The sequence below is a fragment of the Stenotrophomonas sp. STEN031 genome (assembly GCF_056759975.1).
On the sequence record NZ_JBRREA010000033.1, the window covers coordinates 1 to 15,612 of the forward strand.

12 protein-coding genes, 1 other RNA gene and 1 pseudogene are annotated in these 15,612 nt (G+C 62.1%); 7 read left to right on the forward strand and 7 right to left on the reverse strand.

The window, feature by feature from the left end; translation table 11 throughout:
* The coding region (locus ACVOLQ_RS14775; protein WP_481528454.1) for a transposase at positions 1-598 on the forward strand (598 nt) is incomplete at its 5' end.
* Positions 599-926: 328 nt separating this feature from the next.
* Positions 927-1,406, forward strand: a complete 480-nt coding sequence (locus ACVOLQ_RS14780; protein WP_047290306.1) for a DM13 domain-containing protein — start codon at positions 927-929, stop codon at positions 1,404-1,406.
* Between the two features lie 89 nt (positions 1,407-1,495).
* Here ACVOLQ_RS14780 and rnpB read toward each other — a convergent pair.
* Positions 1,496-1,846: RNase P RNA component class A (gene rnpB, locus ACVOLQ_RS14785), an RNA gene on the reverse strand.
* 54 nt (positions 1,847-1,900) lie between these two features.
* Between rnpB and ACVOLQ_RS14790 the strand changes: the two are divergent.
* Positions 1,901-2,725, forward strand: a pseudogene (locus tag ACVOLQ_RS14790) (IS91-like element ISCR16 family transposase); the annotation flags it as partial.
* Between the two features lie 315 nt (positions 2,726-3,040).
* Here ACVOLQ_RS14790 and ACVOLQ_RS14795 read toward each other — a convergent pair.
* Positions 3,041-3,803 (reverse strand): IS5 family transposase gene (locus ACVOLQ_RS14795; RefSeq protein WP_150359743.1). Its coding sequence is split into 2 segments (ribosomal slippage): positions 3,041-3,479 and positions 3,478-3,803, totalling 765 coding nucleotides; the frame shifts between segments, so codons are not numbered across the junction.
* Between the two features lie 55 nt (positions 3,804-3,858).
* Here ACVOLQ_RS14795 and ACVOLQ_RS14800 point away from each other — a divergent pair.
* Entirely contained in the window at positions 3,859-4,704 is an 846-nt protein-coding gene (locus ACVOLQ_RS14800) for a hypothetical protein (RefSeq protein ID WP_052914393.1), read from the forward strand.
* Positions 4,705-5,020: 316 nt separating this feature from the next.
* Here the strand turns inward: ACVOLQ_RS14800 and ACVOLQ_RS14805 are convergent, their stop codons facing one another.
* The 4 genes from ACVOLQ_RS14805 to ACVOLQ_RS14820 form a co-directional block, all read right to left on the reverse strand.
* Entirely contained in the window at positions 5,021-6,082 is a 1,062-nt protein-coding gene (locus ACVOLQ_RS14805; RefSeq protein ID WP_481528455.1) for a fimbrial protein, read from the reverse strand.
* A gap of 2 nt (positions 6,083-6,084) precedes the next feature.
* On the reverse strand, positions 6,085-8,694 hold the full coding sequence (locus ACVOLQ_RS14810; protein WP_481528456.1) for a fimbria/pilus outer membrane usher protein: 2,610 nt from the start codon (positions 8,692-8,694) through the stop codon (positions 6,085-6,087).
* Positions 8,695-8,725: 31 nt separating this feature from the next.
* Positions 8,726-9,409: a fimbrial biogenesis chaperone gene (locus ACVOLQ_RS14815; RefSeq protein WP_481528457.1), complete on the reverse strand. Its 684-nt coding sequence runs from the start codon at positions 9,407-9,409 to the stop codon at positions 8,726-8,728.
* A 145-nt stretch (positions 9,410-9,554) separates the two neighbouring features.
* Positions 9,555-10,085 carry a fimbrial protein gene (locus ACVOLQ_RS14820; RefSeq protein WP_481528458.1) on the reverse strand — a complete coding sequence of 177 codons (531 nt, stop codon included), beginning with the start codon at positions 10,083-10,085 and terminating at the stop codon, positions 9,555-9,557.
* A 1,377-nt stretch (positions 10,086-11,462) separates the two neighbouring features.
* Here ACVOLQ_RS14820 and ACVOLQ_RS14825 point away from each other — a divergent pair.
* A complete protein-coding gene (locus ACVOLQ_RS14825) occupies positions 11,463-13,514 on the forward strand; it encodes a putative bifunctional diguanylate cyclase/phosphodiesterase (RefSeq protein WP_481528459.1) in 2,052 nt (683 codons plus the stop codon).
* 3 nt (positions 13,515-13,517) lie between these two features.
* Here the strand turns inward: ACVOLQ_RS14825 and ACVOLQ_RS14830 are convergent, their stop codons facing one another.
* The gene (locus tag ACVOLQ_RS14830) at positions 13,518-14,405 is read right to left on the reverse strand and encodes a LysR family transcriptional regulator (RefSeq protein ID WP_481528460.1); all 888 of its coding nucleotides are present in this window, start codon (positions 14,403-14,405) and stop codon (positions 13,518-13,520) included.
* 70 nt (positions 14,406-14,475) lie between these two features.
* On the opposite strand from ACVOLQ_RS14830, the gene ACVOLQ_RS14835 reads away from it, so the two are divergent.
* Together ACVOLQ_RS14835 and ACVOLQ_RS14840 are read left to right on the forward strand one after the other, a co-directional pair.
* Complete coding sequence (locus ACVOLQ_RS14835) at positions 14,476-14,895, forward strand: CidA/LrgA family protein (RefSeq protein WP_481528461.1); 420 nt, start codon at positions 14,476-14,478, stop codon at positions 14,893-14,895.
* Positions 14,885-15,604 (forward strand): LrgB family protein, encoded by a 720-nt coding sequence (locus ACVOLQ_RS14840; RefSeq protein ID WP_481528462.1) that lies wholly within the window; start codon positions 14,885-14,887, stop codon positions 15,602-15,604. The genes ACVOLQ_RS14835 and ACVOLQ_RS14840 overlap by 11 nt, the downstream gene beginning before the upstream one ends.
* Positions 15,605-15,612 lie beyond the last annotated feature (8 nt).

A 15,612-nucleotide genomic window follows, 5' to 3' on the forward strand; every position in this document is an offset into this window, starting at 1 on the left:
GGTCGGCGGCTTCTCGCTGCATGCCGGCGTGGCCGCGGAAGCACACGAAAGCCACAAGCTCGAAAAGCTGTGCCGCTACATCACGCGCCCGGCGATCAGCGAGCAGCGGCTATCGATCTCGCCACAGGGCAGGGTGCGTTACCAGCTCAAGACGCCATGGCGCAATGGCACCACCCATGTCGAATGGGATGCGGTCGACTTCATCGCGAAACTGGCCGCACTGGTCCCGCCACCTCGCGCCCACCTGACCCGTTTCCACGGTGTGTTTGCCCCGAATGCAAACCTGCGCGCGCAGCTGACGCCCTCGGGGCGCGGCAAGCGGCCTGCGGGCGATGCGGTGCCAGTGGACGTCAGCGCCCACGACGAGCCGCGCAGCCCCGAGCAGAAGCGCCGTGCGATGAGCTGGGCGCAACGGCTCAAGCGGGTCTTTTCCATCGACGTCACCACCTGCGCCCACTGCGGCGGCGCGGTGCGGATCGTCGCCAGCATCGAAGACCCCAAGGCCATTCGCGCCATCCTCGCCCACTTCGAGAAACACGGCGCGCTGGAGCAAGCGCACTACCGGCCCGCAGCGCGCGCGCCGCCGCCGGCCGCGTGATGAGGCGCCGGCCACACAGCCGGCAGCCAAGCCAGAGTCCGATCCGATGCGGCCACGACCCCGCAGGGCTGCGCTCGGCCCTGTGCCGGGATTCGGTGAGAAATGGCTACGCACTGAGCCGCTGCGCGGCCCCGCGATGTCGAAAACCCACGCATGAACCCCCGATCTGTGCCCGATCTGTGCCCAAAGCGGCGCTTGCGCGGCCGCTTCCTACCTGCCAGACTCGCCAAAAAGGGCGGTTGAACTTCCTATACCCCGGCCCTGACCTCCCAGGGTGGTCAGGCCCGGCACTTCGCCGCGCGATCGATCGCAACCACAAGGAGGCCCCATGCGCCGCATCCTCATCCTGCTCGCCACCCACCTGCTCACCCTCGGCCTGGGCTTCGGCCTGGGCGTCTATCTCCTGCCGATCCTGATCGCCCCCGATGACCCGCCGGTTGCGCAGGTGCAGGCGGCCATGAAAGACGCCCCCTACCGCACCACCTTTCGCCGCGACCTCAAGGGCAGTGATGCGGTGCATTGGGCGGAAGGCAACGTCAGCGTCAGCCCGCGCCAGGTCGCGTTCGACGGCAAGATGGGTCCGGGTCCGGATTACAAGGTGTACCTGGTCCGTGACTTCGTCGACAACAAGGCCGATTTCCTGAAGATCAAGGCACAGGCCCAGCGCATCGGCGAGGTGAAGACCTTCAACCGTTTCCTGGTGGACGTGCCTGAAAGCGTCAACGTGGACGATTACACCACCGTAGTGGTGTGGTGCGAACGGTTCGAGCAGTTCATTTCCGCCGGGCAGTACCGCACGCCGGGTTGAACAACATCCCAAGCATCTGGGCGAAGAGCAGCCGAGCATGGCTCGGCTCTACTGTAGAGCCGAGCCATGCTCGGCCTACCGTAAGAAAGAGGCGGAGCCGGCCGATAAGCCGGGTTCTGTCGTGGACAGTCATTCCTCTAGGCGTTACGTCACCGCAACGCTCAAGCAACCTACCCGGATCCAACGCGGGCCGCGCCAAAGGATCCCTATTTGGTCTTGCTCCAGGTGGGGTTTGCCGTGCCGGTCTGTTGCCAGACTCGCGGTGCGCTCTTACCGCACCATTTCACCCTTACCGGCCTTCCGAAGAAGACGTAGGCGGTATCTTTCTGTTGCACTTTCCGTCGGCTTGCGCCGCCCAGGCGTTACCTGGCACCTTGCCCTATGGAGCCCGGACTTTCCTCGGCACCCCGAAGGGATGACGCGACTGTCTGGCCGACTCCGCCAGCGCGTATTCTAGCGTACGCACGCCCTTCCTGCCGTGCCGGTCGCGGCACACCATCGCGCATCGCGTGTGCCGGCACCTGTCGCGCCGCGGCTGGCTCGAAGGCGAAGACGAATCCGTGTTCCTGTCCGACAGCGCGGGTAGCGACGACGGCATGGATGGGCTGCGGATGAGTTCGATGACCTACCGCATCGCCACCGGTCGCGACGCTGGCCGCAAGGTCGTCACGCTGCAAACATTGCCCGGTGACGCAGGCTCGCTGGAGGGCGACGCCGGCAAGGTCGGCGGCTTCTCGCTGCATGCCGGCGTGGCCGCGGAAGCACACGAAAGCCACAAGCTCGAAAAGCTGTGCCGCTACATCACGCGCCCGGCGATCAGCGAGCAGCGGCTGTCGATCTCACCGCAGGGTAGGGTGCGGTATCAGCTCAAGACGCCGTGGCGCAATGGCACCACGCATGTCGAATGGGATGCGGTGGACTTCATCGCCAAGCTGGCGGCACTGGTCCCGCCACCTCGCGCGCATCTCACCCGCTTCCACGGCGTATTCGCCCCGAATGCAAACCTGCGTGCGCAGCTGACGCCCTCGGGGCGCGGCAGGCGGCCTGCGGGCGATGCGGTGCCGGTTGACGCAAGCGCCCACGACGAGCCGCGCAGCCCCGAGCAGAAGCGCCGTGCGATGAGCTGGGCGCAACGGCTCAAGCGGGTCTTTTCCATCGACGTCACCACCTGCGCCCACTGCGGCGGCGCGGTGCGGATCGTCGCCAGCATCGAAGACCCCAAGGCCATTCGCGCCATCCTCGCCCACTTCGAGAAACACGGCGCGCTGGAGCAAGCGCACTACCGGCCCGCAGCGCGCGCGCCGCCGCCGGCCGCGTGATGAGGCGCCGGCCACACAGCCGGCAGCCAAGCCAGAGTCCGATCCGATGCGGCCACGACCCCGCAGGGCTGCGCTCGGCCCTGTGCCGGGATTCGGTGAGAAATGGCTACGCACTGAGCCGCTGCGTGGCCCCGCGATGTCGAAAACCCACGCATGAACCCCCGATCTGTGCCCGATCTGTGCCCAAAGCGGCGCTTGCGCGGCCGCTTCCTACCCGCCAGACTCGCCAAAAAGGGCGGTTGAACTTCCTATACCCACCTCTGGTGGGCAAAACCAACAAAGCTCGATAAATCCGCTGCCGTTTACTAGGGCCTGTTAACACATCCTCAGTCCATCAGCGACGAGCACGAAGCTGATGAAGCCCAGGAACATGAGGTCGAGTTTCTCGAACCGCGAGAAGATACGGCGATAGCCTTTGAGTCGACGGAACAACCGCTCCACCTCATTGCGGCGCTTGTACATCTCGCGGTCGTAGTCCCACGGTTCGATCCGCGTCTTCATTGGTGGCACCACCGGAATGAAACCCAGATCCAGTGCCAGCTGCCGTGTCTCGTTGCCTTCGTAGGCACGGTCCATCAACAAATGCACCGGTCTGCTGGTCGGCCCAAGACTGCTGAGCAGGCGCCGGCCTTCGGGTGCGTCGTGCGCCTGCCCAGGCGAGAGGCAAAACGTCACGGCCGTTCGAGCATCCGCGGCAACCATATGAATCTTGGTGTTCCATCCGCCTCGGGACTTTCCGATGGACTGCGGACCTTTTTTTTAGTGCCCCTGTGCCGTCGGGATGGACCTTGATGCTTGTGGAGTCCAGCGAGACGGCTTCGATCCTGATACGCACGACTTGCGCACGCTGCAACTCCTCGAACATGCGATCCAGGACGCCAGCTTTGGTCCAGCGATTCATGCGCGTGTAAATCGTGTGCCAGTTGCCGAAGCGTTTGGGCAGTCCGCGCCACTTGCAACCATGTTCGGCCACATAGAGGATCGCATTGACCACCTGCAGATTGCTCAGGCTGACGTTGCCACGCTGCCTGGGCAGGCAGTGTTCAATGGTAGCGAATTGTTCGGGCGTGATCTCCATGTCGGAGATTTTCTGGCGCAATCGTCGCCGTCGCCATTAGTGTTAACACGCCCTAATGAAGCAGTCGGACCCAGTAACCCGGGGTGCAACGGCCGAACTGATTGACGAGCTGAGCTGCGGCATCACGCTTAGTCCCGAACCGACGCGCGTGGCAACGGAAGTGGCGCATTTCCTCCATGCGAATGTTGGGCACAGCGTTCATCCATTGGAACACTTGGTCTGGACCAAGGTCCCGTACATCCTGGGTGTCCAGCATCCAGTGGCCACAGCCTTCCCAGAGGATGAGCGACTCGTCATTCAGAAGGCGTTCTTCGACCACCTCTGGGAGGTTTCTTTATCGACGATGGTTGAGACCATCGGGGACGCTTGGCCGCCCGCCTCGCCATTCGTCGACATTGCCGATCGGCTGAATCGTGACAACGCGGCGCACGCTCCGTCGATGAAGAGCTTCGCGCAGGTCTATCGCGACGAGATTAATGGTGTCTTGGAACTCGCAGCTCCGATCGCCGCCGAGGTGCTGCACGACATGGCCGTGAAGTCGCTCGGCCTCGGCATCCAACCTTCAGCAGATGAGCGGGAAGGAATCACGAGGCAGTGTCTCGGCTTGCTACGGGCAGCAGTCCGGAAGCCAGTCGGTCGGCGTGCTCTGCGCACGCTGCAAGTTGGTGCTCTGTTGCATGCGGCGCTACGCTGGAATCGCACGCAGAAGCTGAATGCCAACGACATATTCGACTTTCATCATGCCGGCGCTGCGTTAGGCTACTGCGATGTCCTTTTGACGGACGGGCCTATGCACACGCTTCTGACGCAGCGGCACTTGAGCATCGAACGCGATTTCCCGTGCCGGGTCATGTCTTCCGTTGAAGAGGCAGCCACTTGGGTTCGGCATCGCATCGCATGATGGGTCGAAAGAAGCTCTCGTATGCGGAATCACAGCGCGAGGCGAGAGGATGAAGTTCGGCCCCTTGTTCGGTATGATTAAAGCTGATTGATGATGAGCCGATGCCGCGCAAACCCGCGCCAGGAAAGGGCGTGTTTCCCTGACGGTAAAAGCGGCGGTATGGGCCTATGTCGATCAAAGCCAAACCCTTTAACCACGCGGACTTGCGTGGCTTGTTGATGATCGAGTGGGAATGATGCAAGCGGCAAACGCCGCTTGAGTGATAGGCAAGGGCGTCGATGCAGATCGACGCCCTTGTTGTTTGTGCCGGGGTTTTTCAGCGGAAAATAACGTTGACGGTTGCCGTTGCCGAGAAGGGGCCGAGCTTGGCGCTGTCGCCTATCCACATCAACGAGGCGAGGAAGTCGTAATTGACCAAGGTGTTGTTGACGGGGCCCAATGGTATCGACTGCTTGAACTGGATATAGCGCCCGGGCGTATCCGCACGGGAGATGGCGATACCGAAACCGCCGTTCAATTTTGGCAGGATGAGGCTGCCGTCCTTGACGGCATTGAGCGTGCTGATCGATGCAACCAGCATCTGCTTGCTGCATTCGTTGCCGGCACCAGGCTGTGTCATGTCGACCTGCACGCGGAACGGAACCTGCGCCTGGATGGCGCCGTTGTTTATGGCAGCAGCCGGGATGCGGCCGAAGTTCACGGTGTTGCCGGTGTTTCCAACCACGGAGATGGTGGGATTGCAGGCGATGAAGTGGATTTTCCCGAGCCCGGATATGCCGGCGCGGAAATTCGAATTTGGCGACGTGTTCAAACCGCCCTCACCGTCGACCTGGAACAGGTCATAGACGCCATGGTTATTGATGTGGCCACTCAGCGGAGGAGGGCTGCCGGTCGCCTTGATATAGACGGAGAAGGTGACGTTCAACACCATCGAGGTCGCACACAACTTTGCCCTGGAATGGTTCCAGTACATCTTGCAGTTCTGGCGGTTGGCCGGCGGCGCGGTACCCTTGCCGGCGCGCAGCCTGGGGTCGCCGCCATTGATCTTGTGGTCGACATTCTTGATGGTCACACCAACTTCGATCGAAGGGTGGATTCGCGCAACCGTCCTGTCCGGGTCCCAGTAGAAGAATGCATCCTCACCTTGCGGCGCACCCTGTGCGTCCACGCAACGGAAACCTACGGTGTAATCCTCCGATCGCCACAGCAGTCGACCGCGGACGGCGTCGCCCTTTGAAATGGTGATCTCATCAAGCAAGGGGATGACCTGGTTGACCGATTCGGTCATGGCGTCCTTGCAGGACAGTGCCCAAGCGAGGTTGGGCAGCGCAGGCAGGAGCAATAGTGCCGTCAGTGCGCGGAGCAGGAATTTCTTCATCGTCAGTCTTTGATTGATTGGCCTGGAGGAAGGCAGTGCAGTTCAATGTGGCGGTAGCCGGGCAGCGTTCTGTCAGCTCCCAGGGTTTGCGCAGGGCCTAGCTGCATCTCGCAGCGCTGGTCGGGTTTGACGCCCCAGCGGACGGAGAGGCGTTCGCCTGGGTGCACGCCACTGACGAAGATCTCGCCGTTGGGGCCGGCGATGCCACGGCCAAGTCCATCGTTGCCGAATACCGTCGCCCCCAAGGGAACGCGGATGTCCTCAATCAGGATGGGGTGGATCATCACGCTGAGGCCGCGCCGCGTTTCAAAGTCAACGCGTGCCAGCGCACCACGGGTCGGGACGATGTTCCTGGAGATCCTGCTGGCATCGATATCGGCACCGAGATCATCGGTGCGCAGGGCGACATGATTCAGGCGATAGGCGCTGATGCCGCTGACCAGGCCGTAGCCGTGGCGGTCGAGGCGGACCCCGGATTGGTTCTCCAAGCCAAGCCCTGCGCCGTCGCGTGCGTGTACCAGCACGTTGGTCCGGTGCAGTGATTGCGCAAACGTCAGGCCGTCGCGGTGCAGCACCCAGCCACCGCGTAGCCCCCAACTGATCTGTGAATAGGCCGATGCCTGTGTGCCACCGATGGTGGCGACACCCTTGCTGCCGGCGTAGCGCAGGTTGGCCGAAGCCACGTTGCCGGCGTCGGTTCTGCCAACGTTGACGCCGTAACTCAGGCGATCACGGTCCAGCAAGGCACCATTGATGCCGGATTGATAGCTGGCGCCGCCGTAACGGGAGTGGCTGTAGGAGGCAGCACCACTGGTGCGGCGCGGACCCAGCCTATCCAGCGGAAGCGACAAGGTGAGGCCGAAGGACCGGTCGGCGTGGCGATAGCGGCCTTGGCTGTGACGGAAGAAGGTGCCGAAATTGACCGTGCCAATTTGCCCGTTCAGTCCCAACTGCAGTTCGCGCTCACGCGTGTTGGTTCCCCAGTAGTTCTGGTTGTTGTAGCTGGCGCTGAGTGAGTAGGTGTCGGAGATGCGTTGGTTCAACGCGATCTCAAGCCGGTTGCGCTTGTTGTGGAAGCGCTGGCTACGCACCTGGTGTTGCTGTGGTTGCTGCCATGGGGTGGGGAATTCCGAGCTGGCTAGCGGGTCTTCATAACTGGTTTCATAGTGGCCATGCTGCCACTGCGCATGCTCCGCCGAGGCATCGCTGAAGTCGTAGTAGCCGGAGGTGGAATAGCGATGACCCACCAGGCGAAACTCAGTGCCGTGTGTATTCAAGGATTTCGAATACAGGAACCGGACGCTCTGGCCGCTGCTGGCCCCGCCTTGCGCCAGGCGGCTGCGGGCATGGCTTATGTCGATGGATGCCGATCCAAGCCGACCAAGGCTTTGTGCCGCGCCGAGTGCTACAGCGGCGTATTGTTCCGATAACAGCAGGCCTGCATACGGGGTGATGTCCGAGGCTAGGCCTCTGGCAGCGCTCGCCTGCACAAAGCGCGGCCGGTAGTGCTCGTAGCCATTGCGGAGTTCGCCTGCGCTGAGTTCATAGTGGAACAGGCCGGGGCGCAGCATTGTCTCCACGGCTGAAAACGACTGCTTGTAGCGTTGTCGCGAGCCGTCGGCCTCGATGATCGAGACATCCAGTTCGCCGCTGAGCCGATTGGGGACGATGTCGTCAATCTGGAAGGCCCCGGGGGCGACGTTCAACGCGTGGATGAGACGCCCGTCCTGACGAACCTCGACGCGCGCGGCGCTGGCGGCTACGCCGCGTACAACTGGCGCATAGCTGCGCTGACTGTATGGGAGCATCTCGTCGTCGTTGGAAATCTGCGCACCCCGAAAGCGGATGCTGTCGAATACGCCATACGCGGTGTAGGTATCGCCCAGCACCAACCGGGTGTGCGAGGAACCCAGATCGGTTTCGGCAAGAAAGCCTTGGCTCCTCCAGCGGGTGGTCTTGTTGCCATTGCTGCGGTTGGCGCTGGCGGTATGGCGGAACCGCCACATGCCGGCGTTGAGCGTGCTGTTTACCGAAGCAAAGAAGTAGTTGTCACGACCTTGCTGCCGTTGTTTGTTGTGCGCGCCGCTCAGCGCATAGTCGACCAGCAAGGCATTGATGCCCTGGTCGCGCAATGCACGAGGGATGTGGCCGCGGGGCAGATTGATCAGATTCACCTGCGGTATGCGCAGATCAAGGCGCTGCTGATTGCCGTTGTAGCTGAGCCCTGCATCCACGATGCGGGTTGCCAGTGGTTGGCAGGCATCCGCCGCTGCATCGGCGTGTGCAAGATCCACCCCCCAGCGGGTGAGCTGGGCATGGCTGAGGCAGGGCTCGGCCTGACCGGTCGCGGTCATCGTGAAAGTGACATCTTCACGTGCCACTTCGTTGCCATTGAGGTAGATCGCGAACGGGTAGGTGCCGGGGAGGATTGCGCCCGGACTGGACAGCGCGGCGACATCGTGTTGATCGGCGTCGCCACGCAGGAAATCCAGATTGAAGTGGGGCGCAGCGATTGCACCGCCAATTCCCAGCGCATTGAAGGCGACAGCCAATGGTGCCAGGCGCGGGATGCGACGGGCGCGCCGCTTCGTATCGGGGATTGGGCCGAGCATGATGGAATCGCGAAGTGGATCGGAGAGCGCTTCAGCGCTGGATGGCGACATCGGTGACGTCGGTGATGCCGCCGTAGTCGTTGATATAGCCAAAGCGGAGCATCTGCGCGCTGGATAGCTTGAGCTTTGACAGGGGCACCGACAGCGCCTGGCCCGGGGCGATCATGTCCAGATCGAGTTCACTGCCAATACCGGCAGTGCTCAGGCCTTGCAGGTGGGCGAAGGTGATGTGCAGTGGGCTGTCGTTGCGAACGTGCAGTTGCTGGCCATCGATGCGCCACTGCAGGTCGCGGCTGGCCTGGTCTAGCGTGGCATCCAGGTTGGCAGGACGGTAGAACAGTTTGATGCGGGTGCGAATGGCCACCTGCAGGACGTTCTCCGTGTCCGCGCTCGGCGGAATCTCCTGGACATTGATCCATAGCAGGGATTCCCGGTCCTCGGATAATCCGGTTCCTGCGTAGATCATACGGACGACGGCTTGTTCGCCAGCGGCCAGTTGCATCAGCGGCGGCGTGATCACCATCGGCAGGTCTCGCATGGGCAGGTTGTCCTCGCCCTGATCCAGCCATGTCTGGACCAGATAGGGCAATGCACTCTTGTTGGCCAGCGTGACGGCAGCGGAGGCTGACTTTGCGTCATAGATGACGCGGGTGGCCTGCACCTGCACTGCCGCATGGACGGCCCCGGGAAAGGAAAGGATGAAAAGCAGGGTCAACAAGAAGGACCATCGCGCTGGCGGAAGGCCGCGGGCGGGCAGTGAAGTCATTGGGGTTTCGATAGCGGGTGGGTGCAGGTGATCACGGCGTTAGCCGAGTGCAGGGCCGACAACGCTGGGTGCGTCATCAGCCCTGCTGCATGGATCAGCGGTACTCGATCGAGAAGGTCGAGTTGGCGTCAGCGACGCCGGCACGGACTTCCTTTTCGTAGGACTTGTAGCGTGCCTTCAGGTTGACGGTGGCCTTGCCATCGGCGGCAACGGTCACCAGTGCCGGATCAGCCAGTTCCTGGTTGATCGGGAACACCTTGTCCTGGTTGTCGAGGATCTCGATGCCGACGCCTCCGGCCTTGCTCACCGACAGCAGCTCCGGATGGCCGGTTGGCGTGGTGCCGTCAAAGCGAAGCGTGTAGGTGCCTGCTTTGCAGTTCTCCATGTTGATATCAAAGCTCTTGGGCGCGGAGACGTCGCCGGCTTCCTTGAACAAGGTGGTCGGGAAGGTGCCGATCGTGACCGTCTGGTTTGCGCTTGCGGTGCTGACGTCACAGGTGGACTGGACGATCTCGCCCTTGAAGGTGACCGTGCCCGATGCGGCCTGTGCAGCCGGAGCCAGCAGGCCGGAAAGTGCCAGGGACAGTGCGGTGGCTTTGAAGAGGGAGGGAAGGGTGGAGATCATCTGGGTTTCCTATTCATTTGGGGGATGTATGCCGACACTTCTCGTAGCCAAGCGTTGGCGTGTGGACGAACCGCTGCGATGCCCGCAGAGCGTCAGGACACTGCTCCGGTCGAGGTAGCGGCTAATAGCTATGCGGTTCTGCCAGGAGCCGCACTTCAATGTCGCAGGCGGTGGTTGAGTCATGCTGTTTGCGGCATGACGGTTGGGGAGACCCGCTCCAGGTGTGGCAAGCGAGCGCGTTGGTGAAGCCGCTGTTTCTGAAGCTGCGCAATGCGTCGCGGAGAACTGGGAGCCCATGAGCGTCACTGTGCGACAGGCGCTTCACCCTCCGTGGTGCAGGTCGTGCATGAGCTGCATGTGGAAGGTGATACCTGCACTGTTGGATTTCCGACACCCTCGCGTTGCGCTGTTGGCCGCCAGCCGAGTGCATCGGCGATGCCAGGGTGCCAGCGGGTTGCACGTGAACCGCGATTGCCGACGAGCGGGTAGTGGGTCGCCGGTTGCGCTTCCGGGTACGTTGCCTGTTTGTTTTCCGTGTGGCCTTGGAGCTTCGAATCAGGTTGGGAAGATTAGGACGGCCAGTTGGTTTTGGCTGTAGGTATTTCCCAGTGCATCCGCGGCGAAAAGTGTGTGGCGCTGTTGGGAATTAGTGTTGGTCGTGGCTGATCTGCATCGGCTTGTTTGCCACTCTTCGCGCACATTGCTGGCACGCAGGCCTATGGCTGCGGTAGCCCCCCGCGTTGCCCGGTTGGTTGCACGCGCGCCTTTCCGGCGGATCCAATCTTCATTGGATACCGTACGACCGCATTGGTGGGCAGGCCTTGTAGGCACACCAACCTATTCATACTTTGCTGGGAAGGGGAGGGAGTCGCGAATGATTGCACCGCAATCTTTTCTGGATTTGCTGCTGACATGAGCAGCGTGGACACCGTTCCGCACGTATGAAAGTGTGAAATCGATGTGATGAAAATTTGTCGACAGCCTGAGTAAACGGCGATGACGGGTAACACGGAGACGAACACAGGCATCACGCCAGCGATACTGCAAAAGGCCATGTAGTGGTCAGATGCCCCCGGCTACGCAATATGTTTGACTGCCAGACGGCAGGCACGGGACGTATGAGTGAATGTCGAAACGTGAACGCCGAACGCCGGTGTCGTCCGCAGACGCGGACTCGGTGCGGATGGGGGTTTACCTACAGCCTGTCACGCAGCTGAAATCGTTTTCCCGCATGGCGATCACGACACCTTCTTCACTCTGGAAGCGTTCGTGGTGCTGCATGATGAGCGCGCTGCCTGGGGCCAAGCCGGCAGTGCATCAGGGGGAAGTGCAATGCTTTGGGACGAGGGTGCTCAACCGTCTCCAGGGAGGGGTCGATTGGCGGATCTATATGTGCAGTTGCAGGCAGTGCTGGACGCGCTGCCGCAGATGGCTGCGATGATCCACGATGGCGTGCCCGTGCAGGCCAATCTGCGATGGCGCCAGTTCTTTGGCGATGATGCCGCTTTGGGCAGTTCACGCGAATGGCTGGCACGTGTCCACGTGGGAGAGCGTGGTCAGGCGATCGGTGCGTGGCGAGAGTTCCTGCAGCATGGGCACGCACCAGCGTTCGAGTGTCGTTTGCAGGATGAGTTTGGTGCCGAGCATTGGTTCGAGGTGCGCCTGGGCAGCCCCGGCGCGGAGGTGCCATTGCAGGCAGTGACCATGACCGATGTCAGTGCCAGGCGAAGTCTACGCCACGCGCTGGAGGAGAGCCTGGACCTGCAGGATCGCATGCTCGATGCAAGCCTGGATTGCATCGCGGTGATAAACGTCGATGGCTCGGTGCGTCACATGAATCGTTCCGGCTGCCTGGTGGCCGGTTTGCTGCTGGATGAGCGCACTTTCGGCATGCAATGGACCGACTTGCTGCCCGCTGCGTTTCAAAAAAAGGGGCGACGTGCGCTTTCGATGGCGGGCAGCGGACGACCTGCACGTTTTGCCGGACAGACCGGCGCCGAAGGTGCGCAGCCACAGTTCTGGGACAATATTCTCACGCCAATGTTCGATGCGAATGGAGGCGTGAATGGCGTCCTGTGCGTGTCGCGTGATGTCAGCCGACAACAGCAGGCGGAACAACGTCTGCGTATTGCCTGTGAGATTGATGAGCTCACCGGCCTGCCAAACCGGCGCTCGTTCAACCGCAGGCTGCGAAACAGTCTGCAGCGTCAGCGTGGGCGCAGCGGAACGCTGGGCCTGATGATCATCGACCTTGATCATTTCAAGCACGTCAATGACACGCTTGGGCACCCCGCGGGTGACCATCTGCTACGTGTGCTGGCCAAGCGGGTGGCGGCGCAGGTAAGCGGGACGGCTACGGTGGCACGACTGGGGGGGGATGAATTTGCCGTGGTGCTTGAGGATGTTGCCGGCGAAGCCGAACTGCTGCAGACCGCAGGCTGCATCAGCTTGTTGGCGGAAAGTTCAGTCACCTACGCAGGGCAGGTGATCAGTACCGGAATGAGCATCGGCTGCGCGCTGTATCCACGTGATGCGCAGGAACCGGCGGAGTTGCTCAAGGCCGCCGATACAGCCTTGAATGACCTCAAGGTCAATGGGCGCGGCGGGGTACGCCTGTACAGCCGGCGATTGATGGCCATCGCCGAACTTGCCGCGAATCAGCGGTTGAAGGCGCGCCAACTGGTTCGTGATGGTGGGGTGGTGCCGCACTACCAGCCGAAAGTGAACCTGCAGGATGGCCACGTGGTGGGGTACGAGGCTCTGCTGCGCTGGCCCAGTGCCGAAGACAACGCAATGGGAAAAGCCTGCCTGCTCGACGAGGCCTTTCGCGATTACGAGCTGGCCTCGCGACTGGCGGAGTTGATGCATCTACAGGTACTGACCGATATCTGCGCGTGGCAGGCACAGGGTCTGCAGGTTCCACCGATAGCGATAAATACCGCGCCGGTGGAATTTCTACGCGATGATTTCGCTGAGACCCTGCTGGAGAAACTGCAACGCTTTGACGTCGACCCGACGCAGATAGAGCTGGAAGTCACCGAACAGGTTCTCACCGACCGTGGTTCTGCCTTCGTTGCGCGTGCGTTGGGGCTGTTGAAAGAGGCGGGCATGCGCATTGCGCTTGATGATTTTGGTACCGGCCATTCTTCGCTGGCACATCTGCGCGACTACCCGATCGATGTGCTCAAGATCGATCGTAGTTTTGTTGCGCGCATGGTGGACGAGCCTTCGATACGCGCCATCGTCGAGGCGGTCGGCAAGTTGGGGCCCAGTCTGCGTCTGGACCTGGTGGCGGAGGGCGTGGAGAGCGCCAGCCAGCGGCAGATATTGATCGAGGCCGGTTATCGAATTGGCCAGGGATTCCTGTACGACCAAGCTGTCAATGCCTCGCAGGTAGCGCAGCGGTTGCGACGGGTGTCGATGGCCTGAATATCAGCGTCCATCACCGTGCTCGGCTTGCACCAGGCGCAACCATGCCTGCGCCGCTGCGGACAGATAGCCACCGCGGCGCCAGGCCAGCACCATCTTCCAGTCCAGCTCAGGCTCATCCAGAGGCACCATCACCACATTCGCGCGCGGGCGGGCGGCGGCGATCATGCGGGGCAACAGGGCGACGCCGAGACCCGCCGCGACCAGCGCTACGATGAAATCCGGTTGGCCGCTGCGGGTGACTTCGCGGGGGCTGAAACCACGTGCCTGGCAGGCACGGATGATATGCCGGTTCAGCAGGAAGCCTTTTTCGAACAGGACGAAGGGGACCTCGGCGAGGTCCTGCAATTGCAGGCTGGCTGCGTTTGCCAAGCTGTGATCGCGAGGCAGCAGGGCAACCAGTGGCTCGGTGCGTACGGGCTGCCACTGCAGGTCATCGGCGACCGGGAGCAGGCTGGCCGCCAGTTCGATTTCGCCGGCTCGCAGGCTCTCTTCCAATGCTTCGCTGCCGCGTTCGAGCACGTGCAGTTCGATCTGCGGATGCAGTTGGCGGAAGCGGGCGAACACCGGCGCAAACAGGATGTCGCTGCCCAATGAGGCCAGGCCCAGGTGCAACTCGCCGCGGCGCAGTCCGCGCAGTTCTTCAAGCTCGCGCAGCATGTCCTGGCGTTCGCCGAGCAGGGCCAGGGCGCGCCGGTAGACGATCTGTCCGGCTGGCGTCAGCCGGACGCCCTGGCGGGAGCGCTCCAGCAACACCTCGCCGATTTCGTCCTCCAACTGGCGGATCGCCTTGCTGATCGTTGGCTGGGTGGCAAACAGGGTCTCGGCCGCGGCCGAGAAGCCATTTTGCCGCACCACTTCCACCAGCATGGAGAGTTGTCTGATGTCCATTCCCAAAAGGAATCAAATGAATGCAGTTAATTCATTTTAATTATGGATCGGCCAGGCGTACATAGAAGGCATGGAAACGTTGATGCTGTTCTGGCGGCGCTGCCGGCTGGGTCTGCGGCGCGGCTTCCGCCGCAGTGCGTGCCTGCAGATTGCCGCGCTTGTGGCGCTCTGGCTGCTGGCAGAGGGATTGGTGCGGCAGCTCGGTTTGCCCGTGCCGGGCGGGATTGTCGGGTTGGGCGCATTGCTGCTGGTGTTTGCCCTGCGCTGGTGGTCGCCGCTGTCGTTTGCGCGGGGTGCGCGCTTGTTGTTGGCGGAGATGCTGTTGTTCTTCATCCCCGCGGCAATGATCCTGCTGGACAACCGCCAGATGTTCGGCTGGCTGGGACTGAAGCTGCTGCTGGTGGTGGTGGGTGGCACCGTGTTGGTCATGGCGACCACTGCCGTTACCGTCGAGCTGTTGTTGCGATGGAGTGGACGTGATGCTCACTGAGATGGTGGTCCGGCCGGCAACGCAATTGCTGTGGCCGTTGTTCTGGGCAATGGCCACTCTGGTCAGCTATCTGTTGGCCAAGCGGCTTTATCAACGTAGCGGCAAGGCATGGGCATCCCCACTGATCAGCGCGCCGCTGGCGTTGTTGGGGTTGGCGTTCCTGCTGCATGCGAGCTATCACGACTATCTGCGTGGTACGCATTGGTTGGTGGCGATGCTGGGACCGGTGACGGTTGCATTCGCGGTGCCCATCCACCAGCAACGGACGCTGATCGCACGGCACTGGAAGGTGCTGGGGGCAGGTGTGCTGGTTGGCAGTGGTGTGGCGATCGCTTCTGCGTGGGGGATGGCGACGGCGTTGCATCTGTCACCGGAACTCAGGTTGAGCCTGGCACCGCGCTCGGTGACCACCCCATTTGCGATGGATGTGTCCGGACGCATTGGTGGCATACCGGAATTGACAGCAGTGTTCGTGATCATCACAGGTATCTGCGGTGCTCTGTGTGGGCAGGTGCTGCTCAAACTGCTGCCGATACGCAGTGCGATGGCGCGTGGTGCGCTGTTTGGCATGGGCGCACACGGCATGGGCGTGGCCAAGGCGCGCGAACTGGGCGAGAGCGAGGGCGCGATCGCCGGGCTGGTGATGGTGATGGCTGGGGTGTTGAATGTCGCCGCGGCGCCGTTGCTGGTGCTGCTGTTGCAGGCCTGAAACCCCGA